We start from the raw sequence: 14,521 nt of genomic DNA on the forward strand, positions 1-14,521 counted from the left end.
GGTGACCGGGGCCCACGACCTGATCGCGATGGACCGGGTGCCGCACCACGACGGGTTGGCCGCAGACATCCCGGGGCGGGGAGGGCACCCGAGGGGTGAGCGTCCGCGGCCGGTGGCGCCCGGACGGGTGAGCCCCCGGAGCTCCGCCGGCCGACGGGAACACCTCAGCGGTGGGTGATCGCCACCCACCGCTCCAGCGTCTTGCGCGCCGCGCCGGAGTCGATGGACTCCGCCGCCCGCTCCATGCCGGCGGCCAGCCGTGCGGTCAGCGACTCGGCGGCCGGGCCCGGGTCCAGGGCGACGAGCGCGGCGGCGGCGTTGAGCAGCACCGCGTCGCGCACCGGCCCCGTCTCCCCGTCCAACAACCGCCGGGCGACCCCGGCGTTGTACTCGGCGTCCGCGCCGCGCAGGGCCTCCAGCGGCACCGGCTCGATGCCGACGTCGCGCGGGTCGAAGCCCTCCCGGTGGACGGAGCCGTCACGCACCACCCAGACGGTCGAGGTGCCGGTGACGGTCAGTTCGTCCAGTCCGTCGTCGCCCCGGAACACCAGCGCCGAGACACCGCGCTCGGCCAGCACGCCGGCCATGATCGGCGCCATCCGGGCGTCCGCCACACCGGTGGCCTGGGCGCCCACCCGGGCGGGGTTGGTCAACGGCCCGAGGAAGTTGAAGGTGGTGGGCACGCCGAGTTCCCGGCGGGCGGCGGCGACGTGTCGCAGCGCCGGGTGGAACCTGACCGCGAAGCAGAAACCGATGCCCGCCTCGGCCACCACGTCCGGGATCCGCTCGGGCGGCAGGTCCAGGTTGACGCCCAGCCGCTCCAGGACATCCGAGGCCCCGCTGGCGCTGGAGGCGGCCCGGTTGCCGTGCTTGACCACCCGGGCGCCGGTCCCGGCGACCACGATCGCCGCCATGGTCGAGATGTTGACCGTCCGGGCCCGGTCCCCACCGGTTCCGACGATGTCCACCGCCGGCCCGGGCACCTCGATGGTCCGGGCGTGCGCGTACATGGTGCGCACCAACCCGGCCACCTCGGCGACGGTCTCCCCCTTGGCCCGCAGCGCCACGGCGAAGCCGGCGATCTGCGCGTCGGTGGCCTCACCCCGCATGATGCGGTCCATCGCCCAGGCCGCGTCCTCGGTGGTCAGGTCCCGACCGGCGAGCAGCCCGGCGAGTACCCCGGGCCAGCTCGGCGTCGCCGGGCCGTGCTCGGATCCGCCGGCGGCGGGTGCGCCGGGGCTGCCGGGTGTTCCGGGGGTCGCCGTGCTCATGGCTGGGCTCCTGGAGTCGGTGGGGGGACTGATCGCTACCGGTGCCGGCGGTGCGGCCGGTGGGCGTCCACGGCCGCCGTCCGTACGGAACGCCCGGGCGGCGTCGCGGGGCCCGGGGCCAGCCTAGCCGCGCCCGGGAACGCCGAAGCGGCCCCGTCCGATCTCCGGACGGGGCCGCTTCGCGGCGGTTCACGACGGGCTCACGCCCCCGGTGGGGGTCAGTGGTGGCCGTGTCCGCTGGTGATCTCGCGGTACTCCTCGGCGGTGGGCTTGGTGATCTGCCCACTCGGACCGTAGTACCCGCGGTTTATGCGCACGCGCGCCTTCTCCAGCACACCGACCTTGCGCGGTACACCGTTCTCGTCGACCGGCGGGCCGATCTCGGCGGGCCGCTGCTGGTCGTGCGCGGTGAGCGCGTAACGCTGCTCGGCGCTCAGCGGCTCGTGCACCTCGATGAACTCACCGTGCGGGAGACGCTTGATGATGCCGGTCTCGCGACCGTGCAGCACCTTCTCGCGGTCCCGACGCTGGAGGCCGAGACAGATCCGACGGGTGACGATGAAGACGATCACCGGCAGCACGAAGAAGGAGATCCGCGACCACCAGGTGATGGCGTTGATCGACAGGTCGAAGTGGATCGCCCAGATGTCGTTTCCACCGGCGACCAGCGCCACGAAGTACCAGCTCAGCCAGGCCACACCGAACGCGGTCCGGGTGGGGGCGTTGCGCGGGCGCTCCGCGATGTGGTGCTCGCGCTTGTCCTTGGTCACCCAGCTCTCGAAGAACGGGTAGAGGGCGATGACCGCGAAGACCAGGGGAAAGACGATCAGCGGCACCAGCAGGCCGAGGTTGAGCGTGTAGCCGCCGGGGATGACCATCTCCCAGCCCGGCATCATACGGACCAGCCCCTCGGAGAAGCCGAGGTACCAGTCCGGCTGGGCGTTGGTGGAGATCTGGTCGGGTCGGTACGGCCCCAGCACCCACACCGGGTTGATGCTGGTGGTCGCGGCGATCATCGCGATCACGCCGAAGACCAGGAAGAAGAAGCCACCCGCCTTCGCCATGTAGACCGGGAACAGCGGCATGCCCACGACGTTGTTGTTGGTCCGACCGGGACCGGCGAAGTGGGTGTGCTTGTGGTAGACGACCAGCAGCAGGTGCGCCACCAGCAGACCCAGCATGAGACCCGGTAGCAACAGCACGTGTGCCACGAAGAAGCGCGGGATGATCAGCGAGCCGGGGAACTCACCGCCGAAGACCAGCATCTGCAGCCAGGTGCCGACCACCGGGACGGAGAGGATCGCGCCCTCCATGAACCGGATACCGACACCGGAGAGCAGGTCGTCCGGCAGCGAGTAACCGGTGAGGCCGGTCAGGATCGCCAGCACCAGCAGCGCGAAGCCGAACAGCCAGTTGATCTCGCGCGGCTTGCGGAAGGCACCGGTGAAGAACACCCGCATCATGTGGAAGAAGATGCCGACCACGAACAGCAGCGCCGACCAGTGGTGGATCTCCCGCATGAGGAGACCGCCGCGGACGTCGAAGCTGATGTTCAGGGTGGAGGCGTAGGCCTCCGACATCAGCACGCCCTGCATCGGGATGTAGGAGCCCTCGTACTCGATCTCGGCCATGCTCGGCACGAAGAAGAGGGTGAGGTAGACACCCGTGAGGATGAGGATGACGAAGGCGTAGAGGCAGATCTCACCGAGCAGGAAGGACCAGTGGTCGGGGAAGATCTTGCGCATGTTGGCCTTGGCCAGGCTGTAGACACCCAGCCTGCCGTCGGCCCAGTCGGCGACCCGCTCACCCGCGGGTGCCTTGCCGGAACGCGATTCCCGCGTCGGGGGGTTGGTTGTGGTACTCATCCACGCTCCCAGAAACTCGGGCCCGGGGGCTCGTCGAAGTCACCCATCGCCGCGAGGTAGCCGTCTTCGGTGACCGTGATCCGCAACTGCGGCAGCGCGTGTCCGGCCGGGCCGAACAGCACCCGGGCGCCGTCCGCGAGGTCGAAGGTCGACTGGTGGCAGGGGCAGAGCGCGTGGTGCGTCTGCTGCTCGTACAGTGTCGCCGGGCAACCGATGTGGGTGCAGATCTTGGAGTAGCAGAGGATGCCCTCGTAACCCCAGTCCGCGGACTGCTGGTCCTTGATGTCCTCGGGCTCCAGACGCACCAGCATGACCGCCGCCTTGGCGATCTCCTCGTGGAAGTGGTGGTCGTGGACGTCCAGTCCCTCGGGCATCGCCTGGACGAGGGACCCGATCACCATGTCCTCCGGCCGCAGCGGCTGACCGGTGTTCTCGTTGATGATCAGGGTGCCCTCCTCCCACATGGTGCGGCGCAGCGGGGCGCCGCCCTCGGGGGAGGGGCCGAGGTCGCGCAGCAGGACCACACCGGAGAGCGGCACCAGGGCCAGCGCGCCGAACATCGAGTTGCGGATCATCTTGCGACGACCGAAGCCGATGCCCGACTCCTCTGTGCCCTGACGGAAGTCCTGGAGGACGGCTTCCTTGACCGGGACCGGGGCCTCGATCGGGTGCCGCTCCTGCGCGGTCTCCTGGTCCGACATCAGGGTGCGGGACCAGTGGACCGCGCCGGCCCCGATGCAGAACAGCGCGATACCCAGCGTCATGCCCAGCGAGAAGTTCAGCGGGCTGACGTTGCCGAACGGCCAGATGTAGGTGATCGCGTCGATCGGGATGAGGGCGTAGGAGAGGATGAACCCCACCGTCGCCAGCATGGAGACCGTGAAGAGCAGGGTCACCACGCGCTCGGACCGCTTGGCGGCCCGCTCGTCGAGGTCCTGGACGCGCGGCCGGTGGACCGGGAGACCGGGATCGGCGAGCGGGTCGTGTTCCCGGGTCGCCGGGAGGGCGGCCTCGTCGGCCGTCCGGACGGGCTGCTTCCCGTCGTTCACGTCATCGTGGGATTCGATCTGGCTACTCATGACTTCCTCGCCTTCGCGGTGTGGGCGGCGACCCACACGGCCACGGCGATCAGGGCACCGATGCCGAAGGTCCAGGCGAACAGGCCCTCGGAGACGGGACCGAACCCGCCCAGGCCGAATCCGCCCTCGCTCGGCGACTCGGAGGTGTTGACGGCGGTCAGCCAGGCGATGATGTCGCGCTTCTGCTCGGGCGGCAGTACGGCGTCGGGGAAGCTGGGCATGGCCTGCGGGCCGGTCAGCATCGCCTGGTAGATGTGCTTGGGGTCCACGTCGTGGAGGTTGGGCGCGTACTTCCCGTGGGTCAGCGCACCGCCCTGCCCGGTGAAGTTGTGGCACTGCGAGCAGTTGGTGCGGAAGAGCTCACCGCCGTGGGCGGCGTTGCCCTCCGAGGGGTCGTACGCGGAGGACTCGGGCACCCCGGGCCCCGGGCCGAGGGAGGCGATGTACGCGGCGAGCTGCGCGATCTCCTCCTCGGAGTAGATGTTCGGCTTCGTCGGCGCCTGCGGACCGGGCTGCTGCAGCGGCATCCGGCCGGTGGAGACCTGGAAGTCGACGGCGGCGGCACCCACGCCGACCAGGGTCGGGCCATCGCTGCTGCCCTGCCCGCCGGCACCGTGACAACTGGCACAGCCGACGGCGTAGAGCTTCTGGCCCTCCTCGATGGCGATCGAGGTCTCCGAGGCATCGGCCTTGGCTTCACCCGCGGGCGCAAGCGCGGCGTACAGCCCCCCCGTGGCCGCCAGCGCGAAGATGAGGACGACGAACGCCGCCAGCGGATGGCGCCGTCGTGCGGAGAGCTTTTTCACGGATTACCCCGGTGTCAGGATCTTCTGCGTCGGTGAGTGGAACGGGTGTCCGGCTGGGGACGGCCACGGGGCGGACGGTTGTCGGGTGCTTCCACCGCGGTCGGAGCTTTCGACGCTCCCGCGGTTTGTCCCGATTTTACCCATGGTGGTCGATCCCGGACGCGACACCCCCCTGATCCCCTAGCGGATCAGGTAGATGGTGGCGAAGAGGCCGATCCACACCACGTCCACGAAGTGCCAGTAGTAGGACACGACGATGGCCGAGGTGGCCTGTTCATGGGTGAACCTCCTGGCGGCGTAGGTCCGCGCCAACACGAACAGGAAGGCGATGAGCCCGCCCAGCACGTGGAGGCCGTGGAAGCCCGTGGTCAGGTAGAACACCGATCCGTAGGGGTCCGACGAGAGCGAGACGCCCTCGTGGACCACCAGCTCGACGTACTCCGTGACCTGACCGCCGATGAAGACCGACCCCATGATGAAGGTGACGATGAACCACATCCGGAGCTTGACCACGTCACCGCGCTCGGCGGCGAAGACGCCGAGCTGACAGGTGAGCGAGGAGAGCACCAGGATGGTGGTGTTCGTCGCGGCGAAGGGCAGGTTCAGCGCATTGGCCTGTTCCGACCAGTACTCGGCGCCCATCACCGACCGCAGGGTGAAGTACATCGCGAAGAGGGCCGCGAAGAACATCAGCTCGGAGCTCAGCCAGACGACTGTGCCCACGCTGGTGAGGTTCGGTCGGTTGACCGAGGGATGCGCGTGCCCGGTTTCTACTGCTGTTGCTGTCGCCACGCCCGACATTATGTCGGTCGCTTATCCCGCACTCACCCCCGGGGGTCCCGTTCGGTGTGTCCGGGGTCCCGCCGGCTCCGTACGCTGCGCGAACGCCGCGCTTCGGACACCCGGACCCGTACCGGTCGGACACCGGTCCCGTGCCCGGTCCCGTGGCGATCGGACACGGGGGTGCCGGGGTCCCGGACCCCCTCCGGCACCGACGGGGTCCGGTCCGCTCCCCCACCGCCGCCCGGTCGACGGCCAGACCGCGGAGGGACCGCGGGGAGGCGACGATCCGCTCCCGCGACCCGCCGCGCGGTTCCGCCGGGGCAATCCGGGGAGGCGTCCCCGAAGGGTGTCGACACCGGTCGACTACCCGGCCCCTGCCCCCACCGGCGGCGACGGAGTAACATCCGCGCCAACGGTCCCATCCATCGAGGAGGACGGATGCAGCGCACCGCGACGGTGCTGGTCTACAGCGACGACGTGAACACCCGTGAGCAGGTGCGGATGGCGGCCGGTCGTCGTCCCGCGCCCGACTCCCCTCATCTGGAGTACCTGGAGTGCGCCACCCCGGCCGCCGTCCGGGACGCCCTCGACCGGGGCGGGGTGGACGTGTGCGTGTTCGACGGCGAGGCCGTGCCCGCCGGCGGGATGGGCGTGTGTCGGCAGATGAAGGACGAGATCTTCGAGTGCCCGCCGGTGCTGCTGCTCATCGGCCGCCCCCAGGACGCCTGGCTGGCGACCTGGAGTCGCGCCGAGGCGACGGTGGCGCATCCGGTGGATCCGGCGGAGTTGGCCGCCGCCCTGGCCGCGTTGCTGCGCGAGCGGCGCCCCGCGGCCGCCTGAGCCGTCCACGGCCCCGCCGCCGGTTTCCCCGTCCGTTCGGGAAGCCGGGTGCCGCCCCCGGAGCGGGGCGGCACCCGGTCGGACGGCGCGCGTTCAGAGCACGGGCCGCAGCCGGGCCCGCTCGCTCCCGTCGGTCCGCCCGCCCCGCCCCGACTCCCCGCTCTCCACCGCACCGGGGACGGCACCCGACCGCGCGTCGGGGGTCTCCGGGACCGCGTCACCCACCGGGCCGCCCGCGCCGGGCGCGCCGACGGGCAGGAGGGCGCTGCCGCGTCGCCACTCCTCCCAGTCCATGTTCCAGTCCCCGAAGCCGTTGCCGAAGTGGGGCATGTCAACGCCCTCCCCACCCACGTGTTCGACGATGTCCCCCACCCGGACGTTCTCGAAGAACCAGCGGGCGTTCTCGGTGTTCAGGCCGGTGCAGCCGTGGCTGACGTTGTCCCGGCCGTGGTACCCCACCGACCAGGGGGCGCCGTGCACGTACTCGCCGCTCCAGGTGAGCCGGGCGGCCCAGTACACGTCCAGGTCGTAGTACTCCGAACTGGTGGGCGAGATCCCGATCGAACTGCCGCGCATCCGCACGTGGCTCTCCCGACCGAGGATCACCTTCTTGCCGTTGCGGGTGCGGAACCCCTCCTTGCCCGTGGTCATCGGCATCGTGCGGATCACCTCCCCGTTGCGGCGCACGGTCAGGGTGAGGGCCGAGATGTCCCCGAACGCCTCGACCCGGTCGCCGGTCCGCCAGCGCGACTCCTCCACCGGGCCGCCCCTCAGCCCTTCCCGGAGGGGTACGCCCTCCAGGTCGACGGAGACCGTGATCTCGGCGTTGGCGGGCCAGTACTCCCGGGGGCGGTAGTGCAACAGGTCGTCCTCCACCCAGTACCAGGAGCCCTCCGCGGCGGCGGGGCGGGACTCCACCCGCAGGGCGCGTTCCACCACCGCGCGTTGGGCGCGTTCGGGGATCCCCTCGCTCAGCCGGGCGGTGATCGGCTGTCCGACCCCGTAGGTACCCGGCGAGGGGCCGAGGGTGATCTCCAGTAGTTCGGTGTCCAGGTCGGCCAGGTCCCGGGTGCGGAAGGTGTGTTCGCGGCGTCCGGGGGACCCGTCGGCGGCCTCGGTGGCGACGCGCAGGGTGTAGTGGCTGCCGGCGGTCAGCGGGGCCGTGCTGCGCCATCGGTCGCCGCCGGCGGAGAGCCGGCCGGGCACCGGGCGACCGGCGTCGTCCTCCAGGACGACGTCGGTGAGGCGGGCCCCCTCCTTACCGGTCGGGTCGGGGAGGGAGACGGTGATGGTCTCGGCCGGGTCGATCGGGCCGCCCCGGTGGGCGGCGACCGGCCCGATGGCCGGTTCCGGTCCGGTGTCCGCGGCCGGGAGGGCCGGGGCCGGTATCCCGCCCCCGACCGATCCCGGGGCGGCGGGGGAGCCGGTGCAGGCGGCCAGGCCACAGGCGAGGAGGGGGACGAGTATCAGGGCGCGGCGGCGCGCCCGGCGGGGGGCCGGCGCCCTGGGGGGCGCGCCCGGGGAGGAAACCTTGCCATGACTCATAGTCGCAAAGTATGAATTTTCATCCGATATAGCCTGTCGGACGGGTGCGAACGGGTGGTCCCCGGGACGCCGTCCGGCCCTCCCGGACGATCCCGCCGGCCCTCCCCGACCCGTTCGAACACCTCTCCCCCGGAACGCGTGACGCCCCCCGGACCGGTGGGTCCGGGGGGCGTTCGGTCACCGGATCGGCGAGCGGGGGCTCACCGGGTGACGGGGGATCACTGCGTGCGGTTCTCGCCCCGGTAGTACTCGAAGACCCACAGCCACAGACCGATCAGCAGCAGGGGGGCGGTGAAGTACGCAACCCACCACCCGAAGACCGGGCCGAGGAAGGCGAAGGCCGCGCCCGCGCCCAGGGCCAGCGGGGCCCAGCTGTGCGGGCTGAAGAAGCCCAGCTCACCGGCGTCGTCGGCGACGTCCGCGTCCTTGTTGTCCTGCGCCCCGGTGTCCACCCGACGGGCGGTGAAGATCAGGTAGAACCCGATCATCAGGGCGAGGGCGAAGGAGAGGAAGAGCGCCGTGGTACCGACCGGCTCGCGCGACCACAGGCCGTAGACCACCGCGACCGCCAGCAGGAACGCCGACAGCCAGGCGAACATGTACCCCTGGAACTTCACTTGCCGACCTCCTTGCCGTCGGCCCGGTCGGCCGCCGCGTCGTCCGCGCCCGGCGCGGGGCGCTCCGGGTCGCGGATCTCCAACTGGTCGAGGGCCGCGATCTCCGGGTGGTGCAGATCGAACGCCGGGGATTCGGACCGGACCCGCGGCAGGGTGACGAAGTTGTGCCGCGGCGGCGGGCAGGAGGTCGCCCACTCGAGGGACCGACCGTAGCCCCAGGGGTCGTCCACGGTGACCTTCTCGCCGTACTTCCAGGTCTTCCACACGTTGTAGAAGAACGGCAGCAACGACATACCCAGCAGGAAGGACCCGATGGTGGAGATCGTGTTGAGCGTGGTGAACCCGTCCGAGGCCAGGTAGTCCGCGTACCGACGGGGCATACCCTCCGCGCCCAGCCAGTGCTGGACCAGGAAGGTGGCGTGGAAGCCGATGAACAGCGTCCAGAAGGTGATCTTGCCCAGGGTCTCGTCGAGCATCTTGCCGGTGAACTTCGGCCACCAGAAGTGGAAGCCGGCGAACATCGCGAACACCACCGTGCCGAAGACCACGTAGTGGAAGTGGGCGACGACGAAGTAGGAGTCCGAGACGTGGAAGTCCAGCGGCGGCGAGGCCAGGATGACGCCGGTCAGACCACCGAAGAGGAAGGTGATCAGGAAGCCCACGGTCCACAGCATCGGTGTTTCGAAACTGAGCGAGCCGCGCCACATGGTGCCGATCCAGTTGAAGAACTTCACACCGGTCGGGACCGCGATCAGGAAGGTCATGAACGAGAAGAACGGCAGCAACACCGCGCCGGTCACGTACATGTGGTGCGCCCACACCGTCACCGACAGGCCGGCGATGGCGATGGTCGCGGCCACCAGACCCACGTAACCGAAGATCGGCTTGCGGCTGAAGACCGGGATGACCTCACTGGCGATGCCGAAGAACGGCAGCGCGATGATGTACACCTCGGGGTGGCCGAAGAACCAGAACAGGTGCTGCCACAGGATCGGACCGCCGTTGGCGGCGTCGAAGATGTGCGACCCGAACATCCGGTCGGAGGCCAGCGCGAACAGGGCGGCGGCCAGGACGGGGAAGGCCAGCAGCACCAGCACGCTGGTGAGCAGGACGTTCCAGGTGAAGATCGGCATCCGGAACATCGTCATGCCGGGCATGCGCATGCAGATGATCGTGGTGATGAAGTTGACCGCGCCCAGGATGGTGCCGAAACCACCGAGGGCCAGACCCATCACCCACATGTCGGCGCCCACACCCGGCGACCGCACCGCGTCGGAGAGCGGCGAGTAGGCGAACCAACCGAAGTTGGCGGCGCCCTGCGGGGTGAGGAAGGCCGCCATCACGATCAGTCCGCCGAACAGGTACAGCCAGTAGGCCAACATGTTCAGTCGCGGGAACGCCACGTCGGGCGCACCGATCTGCAACGGCATGATCCAGTTCGCGAAGCCCGCGAACAGCGGCGTCGCGAAGAGCAGCAGCATCACCGTGCCGTGCATGGTGAACAGCTGGTTGAACTGTTCGTTGGTGACGATCTGGTTGCCCGGTCGGGCCAACTCGGCGCGCATGATGAGCGCCATCAGACCGCCGATGACGAAGAAGATGAACGACGTGATCAGGTACATCGACCCGATCACCTTGTGGTCGGTGGTGGTGATCCACTTGACCACGATGTTCCCCGGCTCTCCGGGTGCTTTGCGGCGCGCGGGCGGCTCCGGCGCCGAGGCGCCCGCCTCCCGGGTCTTGTCGAGGATGCTCACGGCTGGTTCGTCTCCGCGTTCTTGGCGGCGTCGGTCTGCGCGATGCCCGCCGGGATGTAACCCGTCTGTCCCCTGTCCGCCAGGTCCTGGAGGTGCTGCTGGTACTCCTCGGGGGAGACCACCCGGACGTTGAAGAGCATGCGGGCGTGGTCGACGCCACAGAGTTCGGCGCACTTGCCCAGGAAGGTGCCCTGCTTGTTGGGGGTCACCTCGAAGCGGTTGGTGTGCCCCGGGATGACGTCGACCTTCATGAGGAAGGGCACCACCCAGAAGGAGTGGATGACATCCCGTGAGGTGAGGATGAACTGAACGCTCTCACCCTCCGGCAGCACCAGGGTCGGGCCCGGGTTGCCGGTGTCGGGGTCGACGTCGGCGGGGGTGCCAATGTCGTACACGCCGTCGGCGTTCTCCGGGACCGCCTCCATCATGCGATCCGGGATGGCGTCCAGTTCGGGAGCCGTGCGGGCGTCGTTGTCGGACGCGCCGACCGGCTCGAGGTAGTTGAAGCCCCAGCTCCACTGGAAACCGACGACGTTGATCACGTGGTCGGGCTGCTCGGAGGTCTTGAGCAGTTCGGTCTGGTCCCGGGCGGTGAAGTAGAAGAGCACCGAGACGATGATCAGCGGAACGAGGGTGTACAGGGCCTCGATGGGGAGGTTGTACCGGGTCTGTGGAGGAACCTCGACCTTGGTCCGGGAGCGCCGGTGGAACCAGACGCTCCACAGGATCAGGCCCCAGACGATCACCCCGGTGACGAGCGCAGCGGCCCACGAGCCCTGCCAAAGGGACAGGATTCGCGGCGCCTCCTCCGTCGCCGGGCTGGGCATACCGAGGCGGGGGAAGTCCTCGTATGTGCAACCTGTCGCGGTCGCCAGGACCAAGCCCGCGATCAGCGCCTGCGGCAGAATCCGCCGCATCGGGCGCCGCGACGAGCGGTCGGAGCCGTTGGGACTCACGTAGCGCCTTCCCGAGAGTCTCGCCCGCGTCCGGCCGCTTCCGTCGCTCGGGGCGGGGGATCGGCCCCGGCGCGGGCAGGGGTGTGGATGTTTATGCGGACCAAACCCTACTCGACGCCCCCGGGGGCCGTGCGGGGAGGGTGCCCAACGCGTCCCGGTGATTCCCCCCGACGCGTCCCCACCGCTCCGACCAGCGGGGACGCCGGTTCCGCCGACCGGGTGAACGGTCGCGTCGGGCCCCCCGGCGTGGCGCGGGTTAGCGTGACGGCGTGCCGTACTTCTCGTACTTCGATGTCGCCTCCACCGCGCCCCCGCATCCCGTCGCCCGGCAGGCCCTGCTCGCCGCGATGGAGGAGGGGTGGGCCGATCCCGACCGCCTGCACCGCGAGGGGCGCCGGGCCCGGCTGCTGCTGGACACCGCCCGGGAGGCCGCCGCCGAACTGGTCGACTGCCGGCCCGACGAGCTCTCCTTCACCTCCTCCGGCAGCCGGGCCCTGCACACCGGGATCGCCGGCGCGCTGGCCGGCCGTCGCCGGGTCGGCCGTCGTCTGGTGGTCTCGGCCGTGGAGCACTCGGCGGTGCTGCGGGCCGCCGAGACGCACGAGGCGGACGGTGGCACCGTGGCGCGGATGGCCCCGGAGCGCACCGGCCGGATCGAGCCGGACACCGTGGCCGCCGCGCTGACCGGGGACACCGCCCTGGTATGCCTGCAGAGCGCCAACCACGAGGTGGGCACCGAACAACCGGTGGCGGAGGCGGCCGGGGAGTGTCGTGCCACCGGGGTGCCGATGCTGGTGGACGCCGCGCAATCACTGGGGCGGGGGGTCGTGCCGGGGGCGTGGTCGCTGCTGGCGGCGAGCGCCCACAAGTGGGGCGGACCCGCCGGGGTGGGTGTGCTGGTGGTCCGCAAGGGCACCCGTTTCGTCGCCCCCGCCCCCCGCGACGAACGCGAGGCCGGGCGGGCGCCGGGCTTCCCGGCGGTGCCGCAGGTGGTCGCGGCGGTGGCCGCGCTGCGCGCGGTGCGGGAGGAGACGGCCGCGGCGGACGGGCGGCTGCGGGGGTTGGTGGACCGGATCCGCGATCGGATCCCGATGCTGGTCCCCGACACCGAGGTGGTGGGCGATCCGGTGCGCCGACTGCCGCACCTGGTGACCTTCTCCTGTCTGTACGTGGACGGGGAGGCGTTGGTGCACGCGCTGGACCGGGAGGGCTTCGCGGTCTCCTCGGGTTCCTCGTGCACTTCCGACACCCTGGAGCCGAGCCACGTGCTGCGCGCCATGGGGGTGTTGTCCTCGGGGAACGTTCGGGTCTCGTTGCCCACGGGGACCACCGGGGAGGAGGTGGACCGTTTTCTGGAGGTGCTGCCCCGGGTGGTCGCCGGGATCCGCGAACGGTACGCGGTCCCGTCGGCGACCGGGGGAACGACCGTCGGGGAGGGTGACGAGGAGGGTGGGGTCACGGTGGACGCGCTGGGGATGCCCTGCCCCCGGCCGGTGATCGAGCTGGCCCGGGCGATGTCGCGGACGCGCCCCGGCGACGTGGTCACCGTCCTGGCCGACGACGGGGCGGCGGAGTTGGACATCCGTGCCTGGTGCCACCTGCGGGAACAGGAGTTCCTGGGTGAGGAGCCGCTGAACGGGAACCCGGAGGGGGACGCCCGGGCCTACCGGGTGCGCCGGACCGACCGGCCCGTACCACCGGACGACCCGGCCGCCCGGTGGGCGCCGACCACCGGGTCCCCGGAAGGTCCGGCGGACCCGGCGGACCCGGCGGACCCGGCGGACGACGGTCTCAGGAGGTGACGATCCAGCCGCGCACCTCGTCGGCGGCGTCGGCGCCGTAGGCCTTCGCGAAGCGCTCGATGAAGGACTCCCGGCGCAGTTCGTACTCCTGGGTGCCCACCGTCTCGATGACCAGGGTGGCGAGCATGCAGCCGAGCTGGGCGGCGCGCTCGATGTCGCCGCCGCGGGCCAGCGCGGAGAGGAAACCGGCCCGGAAGGCGTCGCCCACCCCGGTGGGGTCGGCCTTGCGCTCCTCCTCCGGACAGCCCACCCGCAGCTCGGGCTCACCGGCACGCTCGATCAGCACGCCCCGGGCACCGAGCGTGGTCACCCGGATGCCCACTCGCTCCAGCACCGTCGCGGCGTCCCAACCGGTCTTGCTCTCGATCAGGGCCTTCTCGTACTCGTTGCTGAACAGGTAGTCGGCGCCGTCGGTGAGGTCGCGGATCTCCGCCCCCTCCATCCGGGCGAGCTGCTGGGAGAAGTCCGCCGCGAAGGGGATGCCCCGGGTGCGGCACTCCTCGGTGTGCCGCATCATCGCCTCCGGGTCGTCGGCGCCGATGTGCACCAGGTCCAACCCGCCCACCCGGTCGGCGACGGTCTGCAGCTCGATGAGCCGGGCCTCGCTCATCGCTCCGGTGTAGAAGGAGCCGATCTGGTTGTGGTCGGCGTCGGTGGTGCAGATGAACCGGGCGGTGTGCAGGATCTCGGAGACGTGCACCGAGCCGGTGTCCACGCCGTGCCGGTCGAGCCAGGCGCGGTACTCGGCGAAGTCCGGGCCCACCGCCCCGACGAGGATCGGGCAGACGCCCAGCTGTCCCATTCCGAAGGAGATGTTGGCCGCCACCCCTCCCCGGCGCATCTGGAGCCCGTCGACCAGGAAGGACAGCGAGACGGTGTGCAGTTGGTCGCCGACCAGCTGGTCCGCGAAGCGGCCGGGGAAGGTCATCAGGTGGTCGGTCGCGATCGAGCCGCAGACGGCGATGCGCACGGGGGCACTCCCGGGGAGGACGACGGGGAAGAACAGCGGGGGAACGGCGCCGCGACGGCGCGGGACGGAACCTCCACAGGCTACCGGGCTTGGACCGGCGTCGAACGGAAACCCGAGGAGGACGTCGGACACACCGGCGCCGTCGGGAGCGGTCCGGGACGGGAACCCCCGTCGCGGTCCCCCCGTCCAAGAGGGGCGGGACACCCCCGCGCCCGTCCCCCGAACGAGGA

General features: G+C 70.8%; 12 protein-coding genes. 2 read left to right on the forward strand and 10 right to left on the reverse strand.

From position 1 onward, the window contains the following. Positions 1–164 precede the first annotated feature (164 nt). The 5 genes from trpD to LZF96_RS15585 all read right to left on the reverse strand — a co-directional run bounded on the left by trpD (position 165) and on the right by LZF96_RS15585 (position 5,822). Positions 165–1,271 carry an anthranilate phosphoribosyltransferase gene (gene trpD, locus LZF96_RS15565; RefSeq protein WP_233872038.1) on the reverse strand — a complete coding sequence of 369 codons (1,107 nt, stop codon included), beginning with the start codon at positions 1,269–1,271 and terminating at the stop codon, positions 165–167. Positions 1,272–1,489: 218 nt separating this feature from the next. Beyond that, positions 1,490–3,136, reverse strand: a complete 1,647-nt coding sequence (locus tag LZF96_RS15570; protein WP_233872041.1) for a cytochrome bc complex cytochrome b subunit — start codon at positions 3,134–3,136, stop codon at positions 1,490–1,492. Then, positions 3,133–4,215 carry a ubiquinol-cytochrome c reductase iron-sulfur subunit gene (locus LZF96_RS15575; protein ID WP_233872044.1) on the reverse strand — a complete coding sequence of 361 codons (1,083 nt, stop codon included), beginning with the start codon at positions 4,213–4,215 and terminating at the stop codon, positions 3,133–3,135. The genes LZF96_RS15570 and LZF96_RS15575 overlap by 4 nt, the downstream gene beginning before the upstream one ends. Continuing rightward, positions 4,212–5,021: a c-type cytochrome gene (locus LZF96_RS15580; RefSeq protein ID WP_233872047.1), complete on the reverse strand. Its 810-nt coding sequence runs from the start codon at positions 5,019–5,021 to the stop codon at positions 4,212–4,214. Before LZF96_RS15580 ends, LZF96_RS15575 begins: the two co-directional genes overlap by 4 nt. Positions 5,022–5,201: 180 nt before the next feature. After that, the gene (locus tag LZF96_RS15585) at positions 5,202–5,822 is read right to left on the reverse strand and encodes a heme-copper oxidase subunit III (RefSeq protein WP_233872050.1); all 621 of its coding nucleotides are present in this window, start codon (positions 5,820–5,822) and stop codon (positions 5,202–5,204) included. Positions 5,823–6,242: 420 nt separating this feature from the next. Between LZF96_RS15585 and LZF96_RS15590 the strand changes: the two genes are divergently transcribed. Beyond that, positions 6,243–6,644 carry a hypothetical protein gene (locus LZF96_RS15590; RefSeq protein WP_233872053.1) on the forward strand — a complete coding sequence of 134 codons (402 nt, stop codon included), beginning with the start codon at positions 6,243–6,245 and terminating at the stop codon, positions 6,642–6,644. A 93-nt stretch (positions 6,645–6,737) separates the two neighbouring features. On the opposite strand, the gene LZF96_RS15595 is transcribed toward LZF96_RS15590, so the two are convergent. The 4 genes from LZF96_RS15595 to coxB all read right to left on the reverse strand — a co-directional run bounded on the left by LZF96_RS15595 (position 6,738) and on the right by coxB (position 11,519). Continuing rightward, the gene (locus tag LZF96_RS15595; protein WP_233872056.1) at positions 6,738–8,189 is read right to left on the reverse strand and encodes an Ig-like domain-containing protein; all 1,452 of its coding nucleotides are present in this window, start codon (positions 8,187–8,189) and stop codon (positions 6,738–6,740) included. A gap of 218 nt (positions 8,190–8,407) precedes the next feature. Next, positions 8,408–8,806 (reverse strand): cytochrome c oxidase subunit 4, encoded by a 399-nt coding sequence (locus tag LZF96_RS15600; RefSeq protein WP_233872059.1) that lies wholly within the window; start codon positions 8,804–8,806, stop codon positions 8,408–8,410. Continuing rightward, a complete protein-coding gene (gene ctaD, locus LZF96_RS15605; RefSeq protein WP_233872062.1) occupies positions 8,803–10,563 on the reverse strand; it encodes a cytochrome c oxidase subunit I in 1,761 nt (586 codons plus the stop codon). The genes LZF96_RS15600 and ctaD overlap by 4 nt, the downstream gene beginning before the upstream one ends. Further along, the gene (gene coxB, locus LZF96_RS15610) at positions 10,560–11,519 is read right to left on the reverse strand and encodes a cytochrome c oxidase subunit II (protein ID WP_233872065.1); all 960 of its coding nucleotides are present in this window, start codon (positions 11,517–11,519) and stop codon (positions 10,560–10,562) included. Before coxB ends, ctaD begins: the two co-directional genes overlap by 4 nt. Before the next feature lie 269 nt (positions 11,520–11,788). Here coxB and LZF96_RS15615 point away from each other — a divergent pair, with 269 nt between their 5' ends. Next, positions 11,789–13,321: a cysteine desulfurase/sulfurtransferase TusA family protein gene (locus LZF96_RS15615; RefSeq protein ID WP_233872068.1), complete on the forward strand. Its 1,533-nt coding sequence runs from the start codon at positions 11,789–11,791 to the stop codon at positions 13,319–13,321. Here LZF96_RS15615 and LZF96_RS15620 read toward each other — a convergent pair. Next, complete coding sequence (locus LZF96_RS15620) at positions 13,311–14,291, reverse strand: carbohydrate kinase family protein (protein ID WP_233872071.1); 981 nt, start codon at positions 14,289–14,291, stop codon at positions 13,311–13,313. The two genes, LZF96_RS15615 and LZF96_RS15620, sit on opposite strands and share 11 nt — an antisense overlap. Between the last annotated feature and the right edge of the window lie 230 nt (positions 14,292–14,521).

The organism is Streptomyces sp. ST2-7A (assembly GCF_021390475.1).
Classification (GTDB): domain Bacteria; phylum Actinomycetota; class Actinomycetes; order Streptomycetales; family Streptomycetaceae; genus Streptomyces.

Bases quoted from the DNA above. Each gene is read 5' to 3' on its own strand.
- trpD (WP_233872038.1), bottom strand. From the start codon at position 1,271: ATGAGCACGGCGACCCCCGGAACACCCGGCAGCCCCGGCGCACCCGCC.
- LZF96_RS15570 (WP_233872041.1), bottom strand. From the start codon at position 3,136: ATGAGTACCACAACCAACCCCCCGACGCGGGAATCGCGTTCCGGCAAG.
- LZF96_RS15575 (WP_233872044.1), bottom strand. From the start codon at position 4,215: ATGAGTAGCCAGATCGAATCCCACGATGACGTGAACGACGGGAAGCAG.
- LZF96_RS15585 (WP_233872050.1), bottom strand. From the start codon at position 5,822: ATGTCGGGCGTGGCGACAGCAACAGCAGTAGAAACCGGGCACGCGCAT.
- LZF96_RS15590 (WP_233872053.1), top strand. From the start codon at position 6,243: ATGCAGCGCACCGCGACGGTGCTGGTCTACAGCGACGACGTGAACACC.
- LZF96_RS15595 (WP_233872056.1), bottom strand. From the start codon at position 8,189: ATGAGTCATGGCAAGGTTTCCTCCCCGGGCGCGCCCCCCAGGGCGCCG.